The following is a 6554-nucleotide window of genomic DNA, read 5'->3' on the forward strand; positions in this document are numbered from 1 at the left end:
TATGGACAAACTATTCAAGTACATAATCGCCGTACTCATAGTATGTACACTCATAGGCATCTTTATCGCCTTAAATATGCCTCGTCCAAAGTTGACATTCAGCGACAAGATGAAATTGTCTCAAATTATCGCTGAATGCAACACAGACTTGCCTCGTGAAATAGGAACGATAGGCTATTTGGATAGTGTGTCGTTTGCTGATGAGACAGTAACATATGCTGTCAGTGTAAAAGGTGACGACAGAATTATGCAAGTATACTCAGATAACTATGATGAATTCAAGGATATGCTGAAATACTCCTTTATAGAAATGAATGGGCAAAGAAACTTGGGAAATACTTTTGCACATAGTTTGGAGACTAAAGGTTTGAACATCTGTTTCAAGATCTCAATGGAGAATAAGAAATCCATGTCATGGAATATTACAGGCAAAGAACTTAGCACATTTGTTGATTCTTGCAAGTTGTCTCCGACAACAGCTTTGAAGAAGGTCATTGATATGCAGATTAAAATTGCCAATCTGAAATTACCAGTCTCAGCAAGTGACTCCCCAAAAGCAACAACAGTGGCGATAAATAGTATTGTTGGAGATGTAAAAGACGAGAGTTGCTTGTTACAATCGATAAAGTACGAAGGAAATAATCTCCTTTTTGAATATAAGGTCAATGAAGAAGGTGCGAAAGACATAAAAAGACTAAAAGACAGAGAGGATGATTTGGGTTATATGGATGCACTCGTCCAAGAAGTCGTCCAAGACAAGGATGTACTGGAATTCATCGGTATGCTCGCAATATCCCATTCAAATATGGTGTTGGTCTATCGGGAAAGCAAATCAAATGAGCAAATCTCTATAGAAATGCCCTACACTATACTTAGAAACCATTGTAAAGTGCCACAGGAATTATTATCAATCAATTAAAAACATAAGAATATGCTACAAGATCAATTTATCAGTCGTCTATTGCTTATCGTTGTCTTCGGTGTAGCTTATATCTACACAATGATGAAGATGGCAAGTTGTAACTCTGTGGAAACATCACCACAGAAACACATTATATTAAAAATCCTTGGTGGAATAAATGTTCTGTTAGGCATCTCGTGTCTTGCTATGGGCATATTCTGGCTAACGCAAGTGCAATACCCGGAGCAGACCATAGACTTCTCTTACAGTGCCAATCAAATTGTTAGAACTTCTGACAAATATGTTATGTGGGGCTATCCTACTTCAGAACAGAGTCGTGCTATTATGGGCATAACCAACGTTTTCCCAAGTTTAGCCTTGGCTGCATATTGCTTCTTTTACAAAAAGTCAGATAGAAAATGGTGGAAGAAAGTAGGTAGATTCTTCTATTGCTTGTTAATGTATGCTTTTTATTGCACTGCAACAAACTTTCATTATTTTGATGCAACCGAATTGGTCGCACCAGGTCTTTTCTGTTTGATGTCTGGTTATGCGTTGATAAAGGCAAAGAGATTGAATGAGCAGAGAACGCAAATAGCCGAACAACAAAGAATTGCTGCCATTCACAAAATGATGGATGAGAGATTTGAGACAGAAACCAATATTGGTACAGAAGAAGATACGCGATTTATGCCTCAGAACGAAGACTTTAATATGAATGGCTCGGATAAAGAAAGCAAAGAACCACTTACTAATGATGTGTCCGCCCGTACAAGTTCGCCTCATACTGAGCAAAACAAGAAGGAAGAAACACCAAGTATGGATGTTGTCAAATATTGTAGACATTGTGGTAAGAAAGTAGACTATGATAGCTCCACTTATTGCAAATATTGTGGCAAAGAGTTGTAATGTATATTTTTATCAGCCGCTTAATATAAAAGATAATAGTCATGGATAAGAAACAAGTATATTGCCGATACTGTGGCAGACTCATAGATGAAGATGCGCCATTTTGCACTTATTGTGGCAAGGAACAAAATGGCAATACAAAACCAAACTCAATATGGAATACGTTGTATTGCCTTTTTCAAAAAATCTATTCAAAAATTCCAACAATAAAGTTCAAATCTAACGGAACTACAGGGAACTATATAAAGAAATGGTTAAAACGTATTATAGTATTGGTCGTTGTTCTTATTGTAATATGGTTAATTGTACTACTTTGTTTTTGGCTATATGGCTCACATTTGGCATCAGAATGGACTAAAGAGGATAAACGTCGTGAAGCTATAGCACTAAAAGATATAAATAGAGCCAATGTGATAGCAAGGGAACTTTTCAAGGAATCCGCAGAAAATGCGCATCTATACAATCAATTATGTTGGAAAGAATGTGACTTTAACCATATAGAAAGAGGCCTTGTAATATTACGAAATGCTGCAGAAAAAGGTAATGCTGACGCTCAATTTACTTTGGGAGCGATATACGCAGGTTGCCGTTATGATGCAAAAGAACCTTATTTTAAGGACGAAAATGACAAATATGCTCATACAATGCTTGGTGGAAGAATTGATTTAAAAAGGGCTGCATATTGGTACACTTTAGCGGCAAATCAAGGTCATGGTTCGGCATTGAACAACCTTGGAAATGCGTATAGAAAAGGGGCTGGAGTGGAACGAAATTATGTTAAAGCAACAGAATTAATAAGAAAGGCTGCAGAGCAGGGTGATCCTTATGCTCAACTTAACTATGGAGATATGTTTAGAGATGGCGAAGTCTGTTTTCGAGTTGTAACAGATTCCATAAAGGGAAATGCCATCTTTATTGAAGTCAAGCCAAACCGAAGAATAAGTTTAGCAAAAGAATGGTGGGCAAAGGCTTTAAAGAACGGCAATGAAAAGGCAAAAGAGAGATTGGAACAAGTGTATGAATAGATATTTAAAATACCTTCAAAAGGGAGGGCACTGAAAAACTAAAACCCACTATCAAATTGAAAGTTGATGACGGAGAAATAGCTGTTTTACCCTTTATTATCTGTCTATTTTAGCCTTATTTTAGGCGATTTGCAGAAAGAGAAGTTACAAATCGTAAGCATTTTCCGTTTTGGTCATAAAAAAAGGGGACTTTTTCAGTGCCCTCAAAAGGCAAGGATGAGGCGACTTCAAATCGCCCATCCTCCACTTATTTATCTATTCACGAAGTGACAAATTATACAATCGAAATGACGGTATAAAGGAAACACGGCAAGAACATCCAAAGCAAAGCCTTCTCCCAACCATTTGATAACCACACTCCTTCATTTTTGGCATCATATTAGACATGTCATAGAAATGGCGGACGAGAATTTCCTTATTTATTGCTGTCCGCTAAAATTCTAAAAAGCACAGATCCCCCGCCCGAAGTCCTCTGAAAATGGGACTCCGGGCTTGTTTTACAGAACAGCAATAAAAGTAAACTTTATTTGGACTTTACAATTCTGCATTTGGCCATCCATATTGTTTGGAGGGTAAATGTAATATACATCTGTCGGAAAACTGACATAGCAAGGAAAACGACTGTCACTTATCCCAAACTCAGGTTATTTACTATTCTACAGCTATATTTATCCCGAATCGGTCATTAGGGCTTGCTTGGATTTTTATTTTTAGGAGAGTGGATTTTGTTTGGGTTTTAATGAGTAATTCCAAAGAATACTTTTGTAAAATAATGTAAAATATTCATGCCAGATGCGGTTATTTCAGCTAAAAGTTCTATATTTGCCATCGAAAGATGAAATTTTACTCAGTCCGTTGAGTAGAATTGCTCAGTCGACTGAGTAAAATTATTCATTATGCTGAGTAAAACAGCTTGAAAAGCCCCAATTAATATAATAAGACTATACATATCACATTATCATCTATAAGCAACAGATCATGTACAAAAGAAAGATATATGATACCATCATCAAGAGATTAGGTGAACAAAGAATGTTCATCCAAGTAATCATGGGACCACGACAGATTGGAAAATCTACCGTTATCAAGCAAGTATTGGATGATTTAAGTAAACCGTTTCTTTTCTATTCTGCCGACACCATACCTTCAACATCTTCCACTTGGATTAGCGATTGCTGGAATAATGCGCGTCTTCAAATGCGCACACAAGGACTTGAAGAAATGATCTTGGTTATTGACGAGATACAAAAACTTAAAAACTGGAGTGAATATGTAAAGAAAGAATGGGACGTTGATAGTATAAATCACATCAACATCAAAGTGGCATTATTAGGGTCATCAAGGGTGTTATTAGAAAAAGGATTGGCAGAATCTCTCATGGGACGATATGAGGAAATCAGAATGAGCCATTGGAGCTATCCAGAAATGAAAGAAGCCTTTGGAATGACTCTTGAACAATACATCTATTTTGGAGGCTACCCAGGAGCTGCCATGCTTATTGGTGACGAAGAACGTTGGAAGAACTATGTTAGCGGAGCCATCATTGATGCTACTATAAACAAGGACATCTTGATGGATTCTCCAATAGGGAAGCCTGCTCTGCTTCGTCAAACTTTCGAATTGAGCGTAGCTTATTCGGGTAAGATACTTTCTCTAACAAAAATGCTGGGAGTCTTACAAGATGCTGGCAACACAGTTACATTGGCAGGCTATCTAAATCTTTTGAGCGATAGCGGACTTGTCACGGGACTACAGAAATTCTCTATAGATGTAGCCCGCAAACGTGCCAGTATTCCTAAATACCAAGTATACAACAATGCCTTATTGAGTGCTCAATTAGATTTAACATTTCAAGAAGCCGTTTCTGATAGTAAGCAATGGGGTCAATTCTTTGAATCCGCCATAGGAGCCTACATATTAAGCGAAGCTTTTACCCATCGTTTTGAAGTGTTCTACTGGCGAGAAGGCAACGACGAAGTTGACTTCATTCTCAAGAAGAATCAGAAATTCATAGCTATAGAAGTAAAAAGTAATGGAGAGGCTTATACCACGGGCTTAGAGCGTTTTCGCAATCTATTCCATCCGTCGGCAATATTTATCGTAGGCGAGAAAGGTATCTCACCAGAAGTTTTCTTGAACATGGATCTAAGAAAACTATTTGAATAACTTAATGACAAATAATTATGGCAACAAATAAAATACGTGAAGAGGAAGTAAAGAATAAAATTCGCCAAGAATTCTTTCAAGACTATGATGCGACACCTATCTTGGGCGACATAGACTTTGCTGTAACAACAAAAAAATCAAGTGAGGACGAGCTATCCGACCAAGAATATTTCTTATGGGCAGAAGCTAAAGCAGGAAACACGGAAGACATCTATGCATCTTTCGTGCAACTCATCATTACCATAGGTAAAGCCCATACACACGAATCATACTTACCACCTCGCTATCTTGGAGCCTTCGATGAAGAAAAGATTGCCTTTATCGAATATCACCACATTGTAAGTGTATTCTATCAGAATGACTTCAACTGGAATGTCACTCCCTCCAACCATAGCACCAAAGAGTTTCACATGCTCTACGACTTGCTGCAAGAGAAACTCAAAAAGGAGATTAGACGCTTCTACCTACATAAAGATGAAAAGGAGCTAAGAAAATTCATTCGATCAAATTTCAAGTTGGGGAAGCAGCGTACTAATGGTATCAATATAACAAAGAATAACTTCATCTTTGTATTCCAAAGATGGGTAGAAGAAGTAAAACCCTCCATTGCGGTCAACTGGGATGATGTACCAAAGACAAGCATCGTAGATTTCTTTTATGCAGACCTCATATCTCGTAATGATTACACATTACGAGAAGAACTTGCCGTAGTTCTCCGTGGTGACAAATACCGCATCTTACAAGATATATTGAAAGGTGCAACACAACTATTTAGCGAAGCGACATTCAACGACGGAAAGGCTGCATACAATCAGTTTTGGAACAAGTATGTACGTCCACCAAGAAAAGAGTATCTTGACTTGATACTCAAACGTCGTGACTTACTTATTCCGCAAGACCTCCGTCGTTACCAAGGTGCTTTCTTCACTCCTCCACAGTGGGTACAAAAGTCACAAGAATACTTAGCAATGGAATTAGGAGAAGATTGGCAAAAAGAATATTATGTGTGGGATTGTTGCGCAGGTACAGGTAACCTGCTCTTCGGACTTACAGAGAAGTATCGTGTCATGCCTCTACACTTGACAATGCAGATGTACAAGTAATGCATGAGCGTATCAAGGAGAAAAGTCTCGATTTGCTCGACAGCCATGTATTCCAGTTTGACTTCCTCAATGACTCTTTCGACAAACTTCCTCAGTCATTACAAGACATTATCAACGACCCTGAAAGGCGTCGTAAACTTGTCGTGTACATTAACCCTCCGTATGCTGAGGCTGCGGATAAATCAACAGTTACAGGAAAAGGAAAGAACAAGACAAATGTTGCGGTGACAAATAAGACTTACAATAAATACATAAACCCAAATCGGTCATTAGGATTTCTCTGTGTCGTACGGCAAAGAGAAATCCTTTAATTTTTCCCATATAACCTGAGTTCGGGATAAGCGACAGTCGTTTTTCTTGCTATGCCAGATTTCCGACAGGTGCATATTACATTTGCCCTCCAAACAATATGGATGGCAAAATGCAGAATTGTAAAGTCCAAATGAAGTT

General features: G+C 38.0%; 5 protein-coding genes. All 5 read left to right on the forward strand.

Annotated features, from left to right (window positions below):
- The first annotated feature begins 1 nt into the window (after window position 1).
- The 5 genes from CIK87_RS13765 (at window position 2) to CIK87_RS13785 (ending at window position 6104) form a co-directional block, all read left to right on the forward strand.
- The gene (locus CIK87_RS13765; protein ID WP_094387638.1) at window positions 2-919 is read left to right on the forward strand and encodes a hypothetical protein; all 918 of its coding nucleotides are present in this window, start codon (window positions 2-4) and stop codon (window positions 917-919) included.
- 12 nt (window positions 920-931) lie between these two features.
- Window positions 932-1810, forward strand: coding sequence for a zinc-ribbon domain-containing protein (locus CIK87_RS13770; RefSeq protein ID WP_094387639.1), 879 nt, complete (start codon window positions 932-934; stop codon window positions 1808-1810).
- 41 nt (window positions 1811-1851) lie between these two features.
- A complete protein-coding gene (locus tag CIK87_RS13775; protein WP_094387640.1) occupies window positions 1852-2835 on the forward strand; it encodes a zinc ribbon domain-containing protein in 984 nt (327 codons plus the stop codon).
- 978 nt (window positions 2836-3813) lie between these two features.
- Complete coding sequence (locus CIK87_RS13780) at window positions 3814-5001, forward strand: ATP-binding protein (protein WP_094387641.1); 1188 nt, start codon at window positions 3814-3816, stop codon at window positions 4999-5001.
- Window positions 5002-5018: 17 nt separating this feature from the next.
- On the forward strand, window positions 5019-6104 hold the full coding sequence (locus CIK87_RS13785; protein WP_094387642.1) for a hypothetical protein: 1086 nt from the start codon (window positions 5019-5021) through the stop codon (window positions 6102-6104).
- Window positions 6105-6554: the final 450 nt, after the last annotated feature.

This window comes from Prevotella sp. P5-64 (assembly GCF_002251285.1).
Lineage (GTDB): Bacteria > Bacteroidota > Bacteroidia > Bacteroidales > Bacteroidaceae > Prevotella.